Origin of the sequence: Brevibacillus sp. B_LB10_24 (assembly GCF_046036945.1) — a bacterium.
GTDB lineage: Bacteria > Bacillota > Bacilli > Brevibacillales > Brevibacillaceae > Brevibacillus_C.
In genome coordinates, this window is sequence record NZ_JBJQOQ010000013.1 from 65,239 (window position 1) to 82,594 (window position 17,356).

12 protein-coding genes, 2 tRNA genes and 1 riboswitch are annotated in these 17,356 nt (G+C 54.2%); of the genes, 7 read left to right on the plus strand and 7 right to left on the minus strand.

Annotated elements, in window-relative coordinates; all coding sequences use genetic code 11:
* Positions 1–43: 43 nt before the first annotated feature.
* Positions 44–556, plus strand: coding sequence for a hypothetical protein (locus ACI7RC_RS13870; RefSeq protein ID WP_408108823.1), 513 nt, complete (start codon positions 44–46; stop codon positions 554–556).
* 310 nt (positions 557–866) lie between these two features.
* On the opposite strand, the gene ACI7RC_RS13875 is transcribed toward ACI7RC_RS13870, so the two are convergent.
* Positions 867–940, minus strand: a tRNA-Thr gene (locus tag ACI7RC_RS13875).
* Positions 941–960: 20 nt separating this feature from the next.
* Positions 961–1,047 (minus strand) — tRNA-Leu (locus ACI7RC_RS13880).
* A gap of 181 nt (positions 1,048–1,228) precedes the next feature.
* Here ACI7RC_RS13880 and ACI7RC_RS13885 point away from each other — a divergent pair.
* A complete protein-coding gene (locus ACI7RC_RS13885) occupies positions 1,229–2,203 on the plus strand; it encodes a BMP family ABC transporter substrate-binding protein (protein WP_408108824.1) in 975 nt (324 codons plus the stop codon).
* Positions 2,204–2,287: 84 nt separating this feature from the next.
* Complete coding sequence (locus ACI7RC_RS13890; protein ID WP_408108825.1) at positions 2,288–4,132, plus strand: ATP-binding protein; 1,845 nt, start codon at positions 2,288–2,290, stop codon at positions 4,130–4,132.
* Here the strand turns inward: ACI7RC_RS13890 and ACI7RC_RS13895 are convergent.
* Together ACI7RC_RS13895 and ACI7RC_RS13900 are read right to left on the minus strand one after the other, a co-directional pair.
* Positions 4,091–4,906: an alpha/beta hydrolase family protein gene (locus ACI7RC_RS13895; RefSeq protein ID WP_408108826.1), complete on the minus strand. Its 816-nt coding sequence runs from the start codon at positions 4,904–4,906 to the stop codon at positions 4,091–4,093. The two genes, ACI7RC_RS13890 and ACI7RC_RS13895, sit on opposite strands and share 42 nt — an antisense overlap.
* Positions 4,907–5,016: 110 nt before the next feature.
* Positions 5,017–5,418, minus strand: a complete 402-nt coding sequence (locus ACI7RC_RS13900) for a S1 RNA-binding domain-containing protein (protein WP_019121311.1) — start codon at positions 5,416–5,418, stop codon at positions 5,017–5,019.
* 462 nt (positions 5,419–5,880) lie between these two features.
* On the opposite strand from ACI7RC_RS13900, the gene ACI7RC_RS13905 reads away from it, so the two are divergent.
* The 3 genes from ACI7RC_RS13905 (at position 5,881) to ACI7RC_RS13915 (ending at position 7,997) form a co-directional block, all read left to right on the plus strand.
* Positions 5,881–6,573, plus strand: coding sequence for a CoA transferase subunit A (locus ACI7RC_RS13905; protein ID WP_408108827.1), 693 nt, complete (start codon positions 5,881–5,883; stop codon positions 6,571–6,573).
* 21 nt (positions 6,574–6,594) lie between these two features.
* A complete protein-coding gene (locus ACI7RC_RS13910) occupies positions 6,595–7,251 on the plus strand; it encodes a CoA transferase subunit B (protein WP_408108828.1) in 657 nt (218 codons plus the stop codon).
* Between the two features lie 74 nt (positions 7,252–7,325).
* Positions 7,326–7,997 (plus strand): alpha/beta hydrolase, encoded by a 672-nt coding sequence (locus tag ACI7RC_RS13915; RefSeq protein ID WP_408108829.1) that lies wholly within the window; start codon positions 7,326–7,328, stop codon positions 7,995–7,997.
* 47 nt (positions 7,998–8,044) lie between these two features.
* On the opposite strand, the gene purU is transcribed toward ACI7RC_RS13915, so the two are convergent.
* Positions 8,045–8,941, minus strand: a complete 897-nt coding sequence (purU, locus tag ACI7RC_RS13920; protein ID WP_408108830.1) for a formyltetrahydrofolate deformylase — start codon at positions 8,939–8,941, stop codon at positions 8,045–8,047.
* Between the two features lie 213 nt (positions 8,942–9,154).
* Positions 9,155–9,312, plus strand: a riboswitch (cyclic di-AMP (ydaO/yuaA leader).
* 4 nt (positions 9,313–9,316) lie between these two features.
* Between purU and ACI7RC_RS13925 the strand changes: the two genes are divergently transcribed.
* Positions 9,317–9,946, plus strand: a complete 630-nt coding sequence (locus ACI7RC_RS13925; RefSeq protein ID WP_408108831.1) for a 3D domain-containing protein — start codon at positions 9,317–9,319, stop codon at positions 9,944–9,946.
* Positions 9,947–10,020: 74 nt separating this feature from the next.
* Here the strand turns inward: ACI7RC_RS13925 and addA are convergent, their stop codons facing one another.
* Together addA and addB are read right to left on the minus strand one after the other, a co-directional pair.
* The gene (gene addA / locus ACI7RC_RS13930) at positions 10,021–13,881 is read right to left on the minus strand and encodes a helicase-exonuclease AddAB subunit AddA (protein ID WP_408108832.1); all 3,861 of its coding nucleotides are present in this window, start codon (positions 13,879–13,881) and stop codon (positions 10,021–10,023) included.
* Positions 13,856–17,353 (minus strand): helicase-exonuclease AddAB subunit AddB, encoded by a 3,498-nt coding sequence (gene addB / locus ACI7RC_RS13935; protein ID WP_408108833.1) that lies wholly within the window; start codon positions 17,351–17,353, stop codon positions 13,856–13,858. The genes addA and addB overlap by 26 nt, the downstream gene beginning before the upstream one ends.
* Between the last annotated feature and the right edge of the window lie 3 nt (positions 17,354–17,356).

Here is a 17,356-nt window from a genome sequence, read left to right on the forward strand (position 1 = left end):
ATACAGAAGCAATAATTTTATAATTCTTATAGGGTGAGCGATGTTGAAAAAATATGTATATGCAGGGATTTTACTTGGAACTGTCGTGTTAGCAGCGTGTACTACAAATGAGGAAACAGGAGGACAGGTAACAGAACAGATGACAGAGGATTTTGCTGCCGGACAAACAGTAGGAGCTGAGCCTTTGGCAGACGGGAAAACAGCAGAAGTTAAGCCTTTGGCAGACGGGAAAACAGCAGAAGTTAAGCCTTTACCTAACGGACAAACTGCAAAAGTTGAACCTTTATCTGAAGGGAAAACAATTAAAATCAGGTTTTTATCCGATGAAGGTGAAGTAGCTTCGGCGGCTCCTTTAGAATTGACTCAAAAACAAAAAGAGGATTATTACAAGCAATATGTTGAAATTGCAGCTCAGGTAGATGCGGAATACCCTGGTAAGGATCTTACTGTTGTACCTATCGATGAGTTTAAACCGGAAGATTGGATTGAACCGGAAGAATTTCGAAAAATATGTATTGCAAGGGCTCATGCAATCATTGTTGATGAAACCCAATAATAGAATCCTAAAATTCCCAAACCCCTCAAGAACAGAACGCCTCGCGTTCCGCCGCCCCCTTTGTCGAGCAACTTTTGCATCGATACTGCCTTATGTAGTTGTGTTTGAATTTCCTCCAGACGAACGTGGCCGTTTCTTCGGTTCGCGTTTTCCTGTTAAAGACATACCAAAAACCCCTTCCATTCGTCTGAAACAGACAACGAAAGAGGCTTTTTATGTACCGTTCATTCAATTCGCAACGAGGTGTACGCTGTATCCACGTTTAGATATCATGACAAGAACCGCATCTTTGTGCGGTTTTTCACTGTAATGGTGCCCCCACGCGGAATCGAACCACGAACTGATCATTACGAGTGATCTGTTATACCGTTTAACTATAGGGGCAACTCATTTGTTTGTTGGGATGGTGCGGTCGAGAGGACTTGAACCTCCACGGTGTTGCCACCACTAGAACCTGAATCTAGCGCGTCTGCCAATTCCGCCACGACCGCATTCTATGAAATCTTATTAGCTTGGCGACAAAAATTAATATACCATCTATTCTTTTGAAAGTCAATAATAAAACTTACCTTTTTTGAAAAAAACATTGTGAAGGATTTCGGAGGAATTTGTCGAATCTTGTCCAAATGCTGGAGAAAGGGTCGGAGGTTAGGAAAGGAGTCGATTTGAGCTATGATGAAGTATATCTTTCGGCTGCCTGTATTGGTTGTTATTGTTGCCGTATGTCTACTCTTCTTAACGCTCTTGTTCCTTTTCAATTTAAACCAAATCAGATCGTCAAATTCCGGGGCGCACAACACCGTTCGGATCGCTCTGCTATTGGAAGGCCCCACTTACGATCAGGGATGGAACAGCACTGCGCTTGAAAGCTTGCAGCAGTTGGCAGATACATACAAGTTCGAACTGACTGTAGCTGATAATATGAATGTTGAACAGATATATTCTTCCGTTTCTGCGTATGGAAAGCAGGGGTACGATCTGGTGATCGGGCACGGCGTTATATTTTCAAGCCCTTTTACTGCAGCCGCCTCCCGCTTTCCGCGGACGCGCTTTATCACGGTAAACGGAACAGCCGCTCACCCGAATCAGACAGTGGTCCGCTATGACTTGTGGTCCGCCGGTTTTTTGGTAGGCAAATTTGCCGCCATGATGAGCAATAACCATAAAGTTGCCTATTTGGCCGTCGATAAACCGCAAGAAATCGCTCAACAGGAGGGCTTTAAGGCTGGTGTGGCAACCGCTGACGATTCGACTGTGACATACGTCCAAAAATTGCCTGACTTTTCATCGAAAGAGCAAGCTTTGCAAGCCACCCGCAGTTTGATTCAAAACGGGGTTGACGTGATCTACACAACTGGCGACAGCTTCAACTTGACCGTCATTACAGAAGCCCAGAAAGCCAATATTTACGTCATCGGCTACGTCAGCGACCAGCGCTTTATCGCTCCGAACCACGTCCTGACCAGTTTGATCCTGGACGTAAAACAGGTCTATAACAATCTGATTGAGCGATACTTCAACGGCCAATTGCCTGCCGGTGAAATCTACTACGGACTGGCGGAAGGCGGAGTGCATTTGGGCCCATTCGGTCCGATGGTCCCTGATTTCATCAAGGAAAAAATGAATGCAGAAAAACAGCAATTATAAAAAGAAACGATCGAACTCATCTCGGAGAAGCAGTCAAGGTCTTCGAGAATCAAGCACGAAATACATCTCCAGGAGGCAACAAGCATGTCTCGCTTTCGTTCTCTGGGATTTCGCAAACAAATGATGCTAAGCTACCTTGTGATGGTCCTCTTGATCTGCTTTCTTGCCGGCTTGTTCAGTTATCAGATGACCGGCCTGATTTCGCAGGAGATGTTCCTCGCCAAGAAGATACAGCCATTGACGAGCACATTGGTGGAAGTGAAAAACCAGTTGTACAGCAAAACCTTTAACTTGAATATGTACATTGCGACGCAGCAGCCTGATTATCTGAAAAAATACGAAGCGCAATTAATCAACCACAACCAGCTTAACCTGCTGCAAAAGACAAACGAAAATGAAGAACTCTTTCTCGTCATTGACCTGTTACGCGATCTGGATTTCATCTTTTTAAATAAAATCAACCCTCTGCTGAAAGAGGAAAACGTACAAGCCATCAATTACGTTCTGGAAGAGGACGTGGAGCCGCGTATCTCCCGGCTGGAACACGGAATGAACAGGTCGCTCCGCTTGTTGGAACAGCAGACCGAATGGGAATTCGAGAAAACGAACGACAGCCTGCATGCATCCTTGAGGATTACCTACACACTCTCCGTCATCTCCATTCTGTTCGGCACTTTTTGCGCACTTTACTTCCGCCGTCAGCTCCTTCTCCCGATTCAATCCTTGATTACTGAGGTTCGCAAAGTATCAAGCGGCACTTTTGGCCAAAAAGTAAGCTGCAGCGATCATGATGAATTTAACGAGTTGGCACAAGAGTTTAGTAAAATGTCGCAAAACATTTCGGAGTTGTTTCAACAGGCCCTTGAGCAGCGGCGGGTGTTGGAGACAGAAAAAATTGTTCGACAGCAAATTCTCGATTCCCTGCCGGTCGGGGTGATCACCTGCCATTATCCGACCTCGGAAATTCACATGAATGAGAAGGCAAAGGAACTGGTCATTCTGGACGAGGGCTCATTCCCGCTGTCCCCGGAAGGATCGATTTCGCCATGGGAGCAGCCCGCCGCGGAGGAGACCAACTGTTGGTTTGAAAATCGCAAAATCATCCTGTACCACCAAAGGGGCGGCACCTTTTCCGCTCTGGTCTCCTACGCCCCGCTCCTGGATAAAGACCGGGAGACGATTGGCTGGATTGTCGTTTTGACCGACATCACCGAGCAGGAAAAGGTCCAGGAATTTATCAACCAGTCGGAGAAGCTGTCCCTTGTGGGCAAACTGGCTGCCGGCGCCGCCCATGAAATCCGCAACCCGTTAACCGTCATTTACGGCTTTATCCAGCTGCTGATGGGAAAATTGACAGACGCTGAGAAAAAAGCGTACCACATTCCGCTCATTTTAAAGGAAATAGAACGTGTGAATCAAATCGTCACCGAAATGCTGCAGCTCTCCAAACCATCGCGGCCTGATTATCGTAACGTGACGATCGGGGAAATCTTTGGGTCCATCCTGCCCCTGATGAAGGGAGAGGCACTGCTGCATAATATCGAAATGATCGAATTGTACGATCGGGAGATAACGATTCAAGCTGATGTAGAGCAATTAAAGCAAATTCTTCTAAACCTGATAAAAAACGGGATTGAAGCCATGCCGCATGGAGGGACGCTCTCCATCGACAGCAAAAAACAGAACGGGATGGTATACTTGTCTATCCGGGATACCGGGATCGGGATCTCTGCCGACAACCTGCCTCACGTCTTTGATCCTTTTTTCTCCTTTAAAGAACAGGGAACGGGACTTGGCCTGTCCATCTCCATGCAAATGGTCAAGAACCACGGCGGAAATATTCACATCGAAAGCCGGGAAGGAGAAGGGACGACTGTTATCATCTCGCTACCGGTCAACCCGATCAACCCGGTCGGCCTGCGCACCTGACAGGCTGTTTGTCCGGCGCAGCCAGGCAAACATTTTGACCGTGTACTCTCGGATCTGCGCGGAATCAAACAAATGTGCCGCCCCTTCAACCAGCCACAGCTCATGCGGTTTGTTGTGGGCGGCCAACGCCTCGGCCAGCTTCACAGCATGCGTCTTGCTCACGTTCTCGTCCTCTGTGCCGTGGATGATCAAGACCGGGCAGGAAACCTCGCCGGCCCGGTAGACGGGGGATCGCTCCAGGTACGCCTGCCGGTTTTTTACCGGATGGCCGACAACTCGCCGCAGCATCCTGCGCATATCCACCCGTTCCTGATACGTCAGAAACAGATCGCACACCCCTGCCCAGATCACGGCACTGTGAAAGCCCGGGCATTCGATGGCCGCCAAGAGCGCCATCATTCCGCCCCGCGAAAAGCCGTACAAGCTGATTTGATCGGCGAGAACCCAGGGAGAGACCTTTAGCAAGGCAAAAGCGGCATACACGTCGTGACGTTCCGCTCCGCCAAACTCATCTCTCCCCTCCGCTCCCTCATTTCCTCGGTAATGAGGGGCAAAAACGAGGTAGCCAAAAGCTGCCATTTGCGAAATCCGCTCCATCCGGACTTTGCCGATCTCCCTCATCCCGCCTCGACAATAGAGCAAAGCCGGAAACGGACCGGCACCGTCGGGAACGGCCATAGCCGCCTTCACGTGCAGGCCCTGACTGTCATACGTGACCGTGTACAGCCTCACCCCCGGCAGGACCGGTTCCAACTCTTCCTGTTCCACGATCATTCTCCGCTCACCTCCTCGCCCACTTGCGGCTTTATTTATGGATAGCTTTCCCCAAATACAAAGAAGAGGAACGAAGCGTTCCTCTTCACTCAAGCGTATTTATGAAAGGCCTAATAGCCTCGTTTGCTCTGCTTTTTATTGATGGTGGCAAGATTTTCTTCACTGTGCTTCAGCCACTTCTTCAATTTGTCCTCAAAGGAACTGGCACTGTCACGTTTGTTGTAGCCGCCGCGAGGGCCACCGCCACGGCGATCATCACGAGAGCTGGTCTCTGACGCCGGCAATGCGGCGCGAACGGAAAGCGAGATTTTTCCAGCATCATCGATGGAGAGCACTTTTACTTTTACGGTGTCTCCAACGGAAAAGTGTTCATTAATATCTTTGACAAATCCGTTAGCTACTTGGGAAATATGGACCAAGCCTTGTTCTGTGTCAGTCACGGCAACGAACATCCCAAACGGTTTGATCGCTGTCACTTTCCCCTCAATGATGCTTCCCACTTCTACTGCCATCAAGTTTGCACTCCTTTTAGCTTTTCAAAAAATAACATCTGGCTCAATTTCTAAGTATAGCAGAGAATACGTAAGAAAGAAAAGCCTGTTTTCTCCCAGTCAGGCCCCGTACAGCAAATTTTCAACTGCTTGTCTGCACGATTGGCACCATCCCTCTGAAAAGTCCTCCTCCCCTGATTTTCGCTCTCTTTTTTATGAGCCGTTCACCTAAAATGGATACCTGTTTCTTAGGAATTCGAGGGGTGGGTAAAATCTGTCCCCCGAAAAGGAACATTTGTCAGCCAGATTTTGCGAGAAGACGAAGAGGATGTATTGCAGCTTCGCTGGGCAATTGAAGGACAATAGTTTCCCTTTCCCGCCTACCCAACATTTGGTACAATGAGCGTAACGGATTTATGACAACGATTATATTCTGAAAACAGGGAATCTTCCAAAAAGATCGGTAGAGTGGGAGGGAATTACATGGCACAAATTTTTACATCTTATTCCGAGATCGTAGCCGATATCCACGACGGCGCTACGCTCCTCGTCGGCGGCTTCGGGTTGGTCGGCATTCCCGAAAACCTGATCATCGCGCTAAGGGACAAGGGAGTAAAAAACGTAACGGTCGTTTCCAATAACTGCGGTGTCGATGACTGGGGACTCGGTCTCATGCTGCGTGAAAAGCAAATAAAAAAAATGATCTCCTCTTACGTTGGCGAAAACAAGGAATTTGAACGCCAGTTCCTCGCCGGCGAACTGGAAGTGGAGCTTACTCCCCAAGGGACGCTCGCCGAGCGCATCCGGGCTGGCGGAGCCGGTATCCCCGCATTTTACACGCCTGCCGGTGTCGGGACTCCGATCGCGGAAGGGCTGGAAACGCGGGTATTTGACGGCAAAGAGTACCTGCTCGAGCGAGGCATTACGGGCGACTTTGCCCTGATCAAAGCGTGGAAGGCAGATAAGCTGGGCAACCTGGTATACCGCAAAACAGCGCAAAACTTCAATCCGATGATGGCTGCCGCCGGAAAAGTAACCATCGCTGAGGTTGAGGAAATTGTCGAAGTGAGTGAACTTGATCCGGAACACATTCACACTCCCAGCATTTACGTCCAGCGCTTGATCCAGGCCCCCCGCTTCGAAAAGCGAATCGAACGGCTCACCGTACAAAAATAAGCGAAAAAGAGGAGGATTTTCATGGCACTTACTCGCGAACAAGTGGCGATGCGGGCAGCCCGGGAAATTCAGGACGGCTTCTACGTCAATCTGGGTATCGGCATGCCGACGATGGTCGCCAATTATATCCCCGAAGGAATGAATGTGGTACTTCAATCGGAAAACGGGCTGCTCGGCATCGGCCCCTACCCGACCGAAGCGGAAGTCGATCCCGACCTGATCAACGCCGGGAAAGAAACGGTTACGGCAATCCCGGGAGCGGCTTACTTCTCCAGCGCAGAATCATTCGCCATGATTCGCGGCGGACACATTGACCTGGCGATTCTGGGGGCGATGGAGGTTTCCGCTGAGGGCGATTTGGCCAACTGGATGATTCCGGGTAAAATGGTAAAGGGAATGGGCGGCGCCATGGACTTGGTTCACGGCGCCAAGAAGATCGTTGTGATCATGGAGCACGTCAACAAGCACGGCGAACCGAAGATCTTAAACCAATGTGCGCTGCCGCTGACGGGCAAAAAGGTCGTAAACCGGATCATTACGGACCGCGCCGTACTGGATGTGACTCCGGAAGGATTGCTGCTGGTAGAAGTCGCTCCGGGGTACACGCCGGAGGATATCCAGGCTTGCACGCAGCCTCCCCTGCGGGTTTCTGATCAGATCAAGACCACCTCCCTATAAAAAGCTGTGTCAAAAGCCAACTCCAACTGCCTGATTCGGCAACAGGAGTTGGTCTTTTCGAAAGGATGTCCACGATGTCTGCGTTTGGTTGTTTAGTCCTTCACGGCTTTGCCGGCGACGTTCACGAAGTGCTGCCTCTGGCTATGGCTCTGCAAAAACAGGGCTATACTGTCGAATGCCCTACACTCGAGGGGCACGGTGCCGGACGCCTCCTGCTGAGTCAAAGCAGGCGTTCCGACTGGATCGATTCAGCCGTAGAAGCGTACAAACGGCTGAGCCTGCGATGCGATAAAATCGCGGTAATCGGCTTCTCCATGGGGGGCCTGCTAGCCCTGCAGATCGCCTCCCGCCATCCCGTGCACCACCTGTTTACGCTCAACACCCCTTTTTACTACTGGGATATCAAACAGGCTGCTGTTAATCTGCGCAACGATTTTCGCACCCATCTCTCCCGTTACATGAACGGGATGGCAAAATTCCCTATACGGAGCATGCTGGAGTTTCGCATGCTCCTGGCGGAAACGAAGCGATTGCTGCCCCGGGTGACATGTCCTTATGTGATCGTACAGGGTGAGAAGGACGACACGGTACAGGCGGTCAGCGCCTGCCACTTGCAAAAACACGTCGGAAGCGCTGACACGCGTCTCCTCTCCTTCCCCGAATCGGGTCACCTGATCTTGCACGGACCCGAGGCAGAAGATGTGATCAGACACGTATCCGAGATCCTGAAGGAACGAATGAAATAACAGGAGCTAACGGCATGCAATTCAAACCAAGACCGTCGTCTCTCCCCTTAGGGAAAGACGACGGTCTTGTTGTCATAGACCAGGACGCGATCTTCCAGATGCCAGGTGACCGCCTGTGCCAGAACGGTACGCTCGATTTGCCGTCCCTTCATTTTAAGCGCCTCGACATCGTCCCGATGTGTCACCCGCTGGACGTCTTGTTCGATGATCGGACCTGCGTCAAGCTCCTCCGTCACGTAGTGGGCGGTAGCTCCGATCAGTTTTACGCCGCGCTTGTACGCCTGATCGTACGGCTTTGCGCCGACGAACGCCGGCAGGAAGGAGTGATGGATGTTGATGATTCGCTGCGGATAATCCCGCAGGAACTGGGGTGAGAGGATTTGCATGTACCGGGCTAGAACGATCAGGTCGATATCCTTCATCAGTTCCATCTGCCGCCGCTCTGCCTCAGCCTTTGTCTCGCTCGTGACAGATATCACATGGTATGGGATGCCAAGCGCTTCTACCGTTTCCCTCATATCAGGATGATTGCTGACGACCATTGCGATATCGGCGTGCAGGGCACCCGACTGCCACTGCCACAGGAGTTCCAACAGACAGTGATCCTCCTTGGATACGAAGATGGCGATCCGTTTGAGCCTGCGGGCCTCTACGAGCGTCCAGTCCATTTGAAACCGGTTTGCAATCGGCTGAAAACTTCGCTTTAACTCTTCGCATCTTTCCTCTAGATTGGGCAGGTCAAACTCGATCCGCATAAAAAAGCGGCCGCCCTCAGGATCGGTCGAGTATTGATCCGACTGTGAAATATTCGCGCCGTTTTCGGCTAAGAATTGGGATACAGCATAGACAATTCCCGGCCGATCCGGGCAGGTGATGAGCATGCGGGCGTGGTCCTTCTGCTTTTCCTGGTAGGCGCGCCGCCTGCTGTCTGAAAGTTGACTCATTTGTTTCTCTCCTCTATCTCTCGTTGCGTTTTTTCCCTATAGTATAACACGTATTTTTAGTCAGTCCAAACGATTCCATCCCTTGTATACATTGACTTAAAAACATCCACCATGGAAAGACATGAAGAAAAATCCTGACTGTCAAGGGGTAAAGATTTACACCGCTACTATAAATTTATCATTTATTTTAAACAAGAACCTATGATATTGTATTGATTGTTATCGCCGAAACTTCCTAAACAGAAGTGCGGGGGACTTTTTTTATCGATGGCACATGCGGCCATCGATTTGGGGTGAATCGCAATTGCGTAGGGCAGCCTCCTTAACCCGAACCCGACAACTAACCTCGTAGGCATGTGAAAGGAGAAGATGTTGATGAAAAAGTGGTCAGCCAGAAAAACGTTGGCGTCCATGGCTTGCGCTGTGCTGTTTGCAAGTATCTCTACCCCAACATTTGCCGCTACTTACGAAGTAAAACAAGATGACACATTTTTCAAACTTTCGCAGGAACGCAACATCCCCCTGCAATCGATCCTTGCCGCCAACCAGGGTGTCGATCCGACCAATTTGCAAATTGGTCAAAAGATTCAGCTTCCGGAGACCAAGAAGGCAACAGCTGTGGCTGCCAGTGCCACTGCTCCGAAAGAATTGGGAAGCACCATTACCACCCCTGCCGGCAAAACCTTGTCTTTCAGCCGTGTCATCTCTTGTAAAGCTACCGGCTATACGGCTTCTGCGGAGGAAAACGGCGGCTGGGCTGGCGTGGATTACTTCGGCAATCCATTAAAAGTGGGAACCATCGCGGTAGACCCCAAGGTGATTCCGCTCGGTTCCACCGTCTATATCACGGGATACAATTCCCCCCATTTGCCAGGCGGAGGCATGGTGGCGAAGGCGGCAGACATCGGCGGCGCGATCAAGGGAGAGCGTGTAGACATCTTCCTGCCAACGAATGACGCATCCTACTTCGGTATGCAAAATATCAAGGTTTACGTACTTAAATAACTTTATAGGCTATTCGCTATTTTGACAAGGAACGCCCCGGGATCCATGACATGATCCCGGGGCGTTCCTCTTTTTCATTCGCCTTCGCCGATAAGGACGGCCTCGCCCGCGGAGAAGAAGTACAGGTAGCTTTTATCGACTCGCCGCTGCCAGATCTGTTCGATTGCCTGCGTGTAAAGCTGGAGCTGTTTCCGATAGCGGTTGGTTAGCTGAACAAGCGAGGCAGCCCGGTCGCTGCCGATCATGGCATCTGTCTTGTAGTCGACCATAATCAGCGATCCGTCCGGCTCTTCTGCCAGACAGTCGATGACCCCTTGCACGATAACCTGCTCCCCTGTTTCCGCAATGGCGTCAGACATGATCTGATCCAATGGGACGGTCATCGTAAAAGGCAGTTCGCGATGCACCCGGGCCGCCGCTTTTAGCCGCAGGCCAAGCGGCGAGGCAAAGAATGAGGCTATTTGCTGACAGTTTACCTGTGCAGCCTGCTCCCGGGTGAGGTACTCCCGATCTACCAAGTCTCGCAGCTGGTGCTGCACACCGGCTTCGTCCAGGGGTTGTTTCAGGTCCAGCTGCTGCATGACCGTGTGCACAATCGTTCCAATCTCCGCCCGGCTAAAGGTCTTGATTGTCTGCTCCGTCAGAAAGCGGGGCTTCTTGTTGATCTGCGCCCATTTGCGAGCCGGGCCTTCCTCAGTAGACAGCCTGAGCTGCTCGCTTTCCGAGACATCTTCCGTCATTCGCTTCAGCTCGCTGACGCTCCACTTGGCCGCTGTCTGCGCGGCCAGGAGATACGGGTAGCTCCAGGTCAGCTGCCGTTCAAGCTGTTCCCGCCAGAATGGATCTTCCGGTCTTTCTCCCACTGATTGCAGGCTGACGATTCGCTCCCAGACCTGCCGATCCAGGTTTGTTTCCGCCTTTTTAGCCGCAAACTGGTCCGCCTGGTAGAAGAAAAACGACCAGCGGGAGTCATCAGGTACGGTCGTGAGGCAGAGCTCTCCTCCCTGTTCCTGGCATTTGTCCCGCAGGACAGCCCCGGCTGGATGGCGCACCAGGGCCCGGCCTACCCAGTCCAGGCTGCTTTTTGCCTGGATGAGATCCTCGTCGGCCAGCGCATCCCCCGAGCCAGCCTGATCGCACCAGGCGGCGATACTTTTCGCCAGATTTTTCTCGGAAGCAACCAAGATCAGCTTCTCCCGCGCCCGCGTCAAGGCGACGTACAGTACGCGCATCTCCTCAGCCAGCATCTCGCGGTGAAGCTGCTGCCGGACCGCCTGGTACGCGAGGCAGGGATATCGCAGACGCAGCTCGGAATCGGATACCTTGGGACCAAAACCGAGGTCTTTGTGCAGCAGGAAGTGCTTCTTTTCATCCATCGTGTTGAACTGTTTCCCCAACCCTGCGACAAATACCACGGGAAACTCCAACCCCTTGCTCTTGTGGATGGTCATGACCCGCACGACGTCTTCATTTTCCCCAATCGTCCGTGCCTCTCCCATGTCGCGCCCTTTTTGCTGCAGCCGGTCGACAAATCGAAGGAAACGGAACAGACCGCGAAACGAGGTAGCCTCATACTGGCGGGCGCGGTCGTACAGTGCCCGCAGATTCGCCTGCCGCTGCTGACCGTTATCCAGCGAGGCGACAAACTCCAGATAGCCCGTTTCTCGGTAAATCCGGGCCAGCAGATCAGCGAGAGAACCGCGTCTGGCTGCTGTCCGCCAGTCTTCGACACGCTGGAAAAAATCGCGCAGACGCCTGTCCAGCTCGCCCTCATCCCGCCCCTCGCGAACGCAAAGCTGCACCGCCTGATGAAAGGGAATGCCTGGATAGGCAATGCGCAATTCAGCCAGATGCTGTTCGGTCAAGCCGACGATCGGCGAGCGCAGCACTGCCGCCAGCGGAATATCCTGCTGCGGATTGTCGATGATCCGAAGCAGCGACAGCATGACCTCTACCTCGGTTGCAGCGAAGTAGCCTCCGTTCTGCTCAGCATACACGGGAATCCCGGCTGCTTGCAGCTCCTCCATCATCGGCTGCGCCCAGCCGGCGTTGGCACGCAGCAGGATGACGATATCCCGATAAGCGAGCGGCCGCATCCCGCCGCTGCTTTTGTCAAAGACGAGCAGCGGTGCAGATCCCGCTCCCGGCTCCATCCACATGCGGATCCGCTCGGCGATCAACCGGGCCTCCAACTGTGCCGTACCGACCTGCTCGGCTTCCAGCACTTCATCTGCCGCAGCGGATACTCCTCCGCCGGAAGCCTCATCTGCCCCGTTCCCGCCTAAGGGCTCGCTGCCGTCGTCGTTTCCATCGGGGAGGTGGCGGTCGATCAGATGCACTTCTGTATCCAACGCTTCCGAATCGGCATCTGGATAACGAGCCCTGCCGATCAGCTCGGCGGACTTGTCGTAGGAGATTTCACCCACTCGCGGGGTCATGATCTGGCGAAACAAGTAGTTGACCGCATCGACAACGACCGTACGGCTGCGGAAGTTCGCCGCCAGATCGATACGCCGTCCCGCCCCCTTCCGCTCACTTTCACTACCGGTTCGATATGATACATATTTTTCCAAAAATAATCTAGGCTCCGCTTGCCGGAAGCGGTAGATACTCTGTTTTACGTCCCCAACCATAAACCGGTTGCCCGCAATCCCATCGGCCGGGTCACGTGAGACCAACTGCAAAATCGTCTCCTGTGTCAGGTTGATGTCCTGGTACTCGTCGACCAGCACTTCGGCAAACTGATCCTGAAGCTGTCGGGCGACAGACGACGGCCGGTACCCTCCCGTCTCGTCGGCCTCTCGCAGAATCTGCAGGGCGAGATGCTCCAGGTCGCTGAAGTCAACCAAGCCGCGTGCCTGTTTTTCCGCCGTAAAAGCCGCGTCAAACTGGATCACCGCCCGGGCCAGCGTTCCCATCAGCGGAGCGAGGCGGTACAGGTCGCGCAGGTAATCTTCATCCGTTGCCGAAAAGTACTCTTCCTGCAGCGCTCCCACTTTCTCCTTCGCCTTGTTGCGCAGGCTTTGCACCTGCTTTTTTAGAGCATCATCCGCCTCTTTTGCCGCTGGAAGCCTGCCGAACGCGATCGCATCCAGCGCCCGTCGAAGCGGCTCCCAACCGGCTTCACAGGCAAGTACAGCAGACTGGACGGCATCCCGCTCCTGCTCAAGCAAGGGCAGGTAGCTGCCGGGTCCGTTAGCCGAACCTGCAAGCACAACCGCTTTTTCCAGCAGTCCCTGGATTACTTTCACTTCCAGGCTGAGCCCCTCCAGCAGATCCTTCGTCCAAAGATGATCTGTGAGCGAGGCCCCTTCCTTTAGCTCAAACATCTCGGCAGACTGGCGCAGCCAGGCCTCCGGGTCGGGGTGGCTCCGCGAAAAGTTGTGCAGCTGCAAGAGCAGGTTTACCAGACCTGTGTCATCCCGCCCGTCCATCATCGCATCGGCCAAGGCGAGAAATTCGGCATCGTCCTGATACCATTCTTCCAGCTTTGCTTCCAATACGTCCTGGCGAAGCAGCTCGATTTCCAATTCATCGGCAATGCGAAAATCGGGATCCACGTCGACCAGGTAGTAATACTGCCTCAAGAGCCCCAAGCAAAAGGAGTGGAGCGTCGTAATCGTCGCCCGCTGCAGCAGGGTCAACTGACGGCGCAAATGCGGGGAAGCCGGGTTCGCCTCAAGCGCCTTGCGCAGTGCCTCGCCGATCCGCTGCCGCATTTCGGCCGCCGCCGCGTTGGTGAATGTGACGACGAGCAGCCGGTCTACGCCCACTTCTTCTTCGGGATCGCTGACCCGGCGGATGATGCGCTCGACCAGTACCGACGTCTTCCCCGAACCCGCAGCAGCCGCTACCAGCAGATGGTCTCCTCTCTCTGTTATCGCCTGCCACTGCTCATCAGTCCAGTGTTCAGGCTTGGCCGCCTTCATCGCCATGTGCACTTCCTCCTTCCCCTTGCCGCTGCACGGCCTCTTGCATGATCAGCCGCATGACTTCGTTATTGGAGAGTTTGCCGATCATCCGCTGGCGGTTCCCCTCCTGGAGCGGATCGAATTGGCATACAGGCTTGTACGCACACGTCTGGCAGGCAGTAAATGTCCCCTGTACATATGGCGCAATGCCAATCTCTCCTTCGACCATCTGCTGGCTGAGTTGTTTGACGGTATCTCGAACATGCCTTTGCAGCCCGGCAAACTCCTCTGCTGTCGCCACCGCAGAGTGAGACCGGAACGTTCCGTCATTTTTCAACCCGACCGGCAGCAGATCAGACCAGCCCGATTCCAGTTGGTCATCCATCATGCGCACCAGTTCCCGGTCCGCCCGCATCAGTCCTTTCATTTTGAGCTTGGCGGCACGCTCTTTGGCCGCTTCCTCGGGCGAGAGCATCCGCTTGGCGGAGATGAACGGATCGGCCACTTGATAGTAAAAGACTCCGCCCACTTCGCACTCCTCCCCCAGCCACTCTTTCGCGTTGGCTGCGACGACGTCCAGGTAGACGAGCAGCTGCAGATTTAACCCATTCCAGACGTCGGACAGGGAGAGGGTTTTGGGCCCCGATTTGTAGTCGATGACCCGCAGGTAGCGCTGTCCTGCCTCGGCCGATTGATCGACCCGGTCAATCCGTCCAATGAGCTGGAGGGTAACGCCGTTATCCAGCTCCAGCGTAAGTCCGGGAAGTTCCCCTCCCGGTCCGAAAGCCACTTCCAGGCCGACCGGGACAAAGCGGCTCCGCCTGGCGTGTTCCCCCAATACAGCCAAAGCGCGTCCCACTGCCCGCTTCAACGTCCCTGTGACAAACCGGTAGCGGGCCGTTCTGCTGAGGATGCTGCTGCGGGTCTGTGGGACCAACTCGTCCACGACGTCGCTGGCCAGCGTGAAGCTGTCCCGATCGCTCAGCTTCCCCCAGTCGATCCCTCGTTCGTTCATCTCTTCCACCGCTCGCTTGAGCGACGCGTGGAACAGTTCTCCGACATCAAACCGCTCCAGCTTGTACAGCTGCCTCTCCGCCAATCTCAGCCCGTGAGAGGCAAAGTGAGAGAAGGGACAAGCCTGAAACCGCTCCAGCCTGGAAACGCTCATCCTGAGGCTTTTTCCGTACAATTCCCTGCTGAGCACAGGGGGCAATTTCCTTACCTGGTTGTCGTACATCAGGCCGGCGATCAAGCGGCGTTCCTCCGATTCCGGCTTTCCCCGTCTGGCAAACCAGTCGTAGACCTCCCACCAGAACGGGGTCAGCGGCATCCCCTGCTTCATCTGCCGCAGCAGGCCCAGCAGATGGCTGAACATCTGCCGCGGACGTCCGACGAGTTCCGCGTCCGACGAAGAAAGTCCGCTTGGCTGGTTGGTAAACAGCCGGATCGTCACATCGGGAAGCGCCTGCCGGATTCGCTGGAAGGCGGATGAGGGCAGCAGCGCCTTGCCCTCGTCGTCTGCCAGCGCACAGCTTGCCCAAAGCCTCTCAGAAGGACGAGTCAGCGCACGGTACAGCAGGTACTGCTCCGCCATAAGCCGCTCTTTGGCGCCGGGCGCAAGCTCAATCCCGGCTTCCGCCGCTTGCTCGCGCTCCGCTTCGTCCAGAATGCCCTCCTCGCTTGGCCGCTGGGGGATGATCCCTTCGTTTACCCCGAGCAAGAACAGCACTTTGACATTGGAGTGACGCGACCGCTCCATTTGGCCGATCACGACCTGATCGAGCGACGGGGGAACGAGGCCAAGCCGGATGCTTTCCAAACCGCTGTCGAGGATTCGGCTGTACGTAACCAGGTCGAGCTTCTGCTGCCCCATCGCCTCTACTATCTGGTCGAGCAAATCGACGAACTGGTTCCAGACCTGGGCGTGTTCGCGAGCGGCCTCCAAGTCTCCTGCCGCTTCTGCCTGTCCCTGCCACTCTTCCAGCCTCTCTTCTACCTGCAAGTCGGCGATAAATTGATACAAAGCAGCTGTCATCGCTCTGACGTTTTCCCCTTCCGCCTGTTTTACCGCCCGTTCAAAGGCGAGCAGCGGCTGGGCGTACCGGCGCCGGATGCTGTCGATTTCGGCAAAAGCGGTCTCCCGGTCGGAATGAAACGACCACGGCTGTTCGCTGGACCAATGTGATCCGTATAGGCCGTACGCCAGCACGTAGTTTTCCAGCAGATCCACCTCCGAACGCGCATCTGCCGCGGATTCGGCTCCGGCGGGAGCGATCAGATCTGTCTTGAGACAGCGGAAAACCGCTTCATACCCCCACCTTTTTGTGACCACTTCAAGCGCTGACCGGATCAGTTCGATCAGCGGGTGGTGCAGCACGGATCGCTTTTGGTCCAAAAAGAACGGGATCTCGTAGTCGGTGAAGACGCTGGCAATCTCATCCGCGTAGATGCCGATATCGCGAAGCAATACGCCGAGTTCCCGCCAGCGGTACCCCTGATCCCGCACCAGGGCGAGAATCCGCAATGCCAGCGCCTGCACCTCCGCCCGGCGGTTTACAGCCGTGACCAGCTCCACCTCGCCTTCCCGCTCAGCCGCGGGCGCATCTGCCGGCGGCTGCAGGGAAAAATAGGTTCGCTCGAGGTGGGCAAGCTGCGGGCTTTCGGCAAAACGATGCGCCTGTTCCAACAAAATCGGCTGCTCTACTTCTACGGAGACTTCCCGGGCCAGCTCAAGCAAGCGCAGATAGGTTTCCTGTGTCGGGTAAAACACGTGCAGCGGGTCGACTGGTTGTTCCCGTTCAGCCGGGTCCAGGCAGAGCGCGATGGTCACCTCACGGGCGCAGCGCATCAGCTGCCCGATCAACAAGTATTCTTGCTTGGTAAACCCGCTAAACCCATCCAGCCAGATTTCTGCCTCGCGCAAGTACTGGGAAGCGGCGATCTTCTCGGCGACGCGGCCCAGCATGTCATCCGTGTCGTAGTAAACGCCATCCATGTAGCGGTCGTACTCGCCCATCAACAGCGAGAGGTCGCCCATTTTCTGCGAAAGCGTGCTGTTCTTCCATTCCCGCTCCGCCAGCATCTCCGAAGTAACCCCGTACCGTTTGCATTCGCTGATCATTCTTGCCAACTGTTCTACGAAGCCTGGCTTCTGCGCGGCGCGGTGGAACAGCTGCAGATTTTCCCCATATTTTTCCAGCAGCATTCTCAGCACCATCTGTTTGCCCAATTCATCGATGGGGATTTTCGCCATCCCGCCTGCTTCCTGCAAAATCCGGTAGCCGAGCCGGCCGAAGCTAAGCACCTGAGCCCGCATCAAGCCCCCCAATCCCGGCGTCGCTGCCAGCCGGCGTTCGACCTGGAAGGTAGCTTGTTCCGGGACCAGGTAGATCAGCGGCGTACCATCTCGCTGCTGGTTAATCCGTTCGGCGATTTGCTGCATAATTTCAGCCGTTTTGCCCGTCCCCGCTCTTCCCAAAATGAACCGTACCGCCATTGT

Coding starts and splice junctions, on each gene's coding strand:
- ACI7RC_RS13885 (WP_408108824.1), top strand. CDS start 1,229: ATGATGAAGTATATCTTTCGGCTGCCTGTATTGGTTGTTATTGTTGCC.
- ACI7RC_RS13890 (WP_408108825.1), top strand. CDS start 2,288: ATGTCTCGCTTTCGTTCTCTGGGATTTCGCAAACAAATGATGCTAAGC.
- ACI7RC_RS13895 (WP_408108826.1), bottom strand. CDS start 4,906: ATGATCGTGGAACAGGAAGAGTTGGAACCGGTCCTGCCGGGGGTGAGG.
- ACI7RC_RS13900 (WP_019121311.1), bottom strand. CDS start 5,418: ATGGCAGTAGAAGTGGGAAGCATCATTGAGGGGAAAGTGACAGCGATC.
- ACI7RC_RS13905 (WP_408108827.1), top strand. CDS start 5,881: ATGGCACAAATTTTTACATCTTATTCCGAGATCGTAGCCGATATCCAC.
- ACI7RC_RS13910 (WP_408108828.1), top strand. CDS start 6,595: ATGGCACTTACTCGCGAACAAGTGGCGATGCGGGCAGCCCGGGAAATT.
- ACI7RC_RS13915 (WP_408108829.1), top strand. CDS start 7,326: ATGTCTGCGTTTGGTTGTTTAGTCCTTCACGGCTTTGCCGGCGACGTT.
- purU (WP_408108830.1), bottom strand. CDS start 8,941: ATGAGTCAACTTTCAGACAGCAGGCGGCGCGCCTACCAGGAAAAGCAG.
- ACI7RC_RS13925 (WP_408108831.1), top strand. CDS start 9,317: ATGAAAAAGTGGTCAGCCAGAAAAACGTTGGCGTCCATGGCTTGCGCT.
- addA (WP_408108832.1), bottom strand. CDS start 13,881: ATGGCGATGAAGGCGGCCAAGCCTGAACACTGGACTGATGAGCAGTGG.
- addB (WP_408108833.1), bottom strand. CDS start 17,353: ATGGCGGTACGGTTCATTTTGGGAAGAGCGGGGACGGGCAAAACGGCT.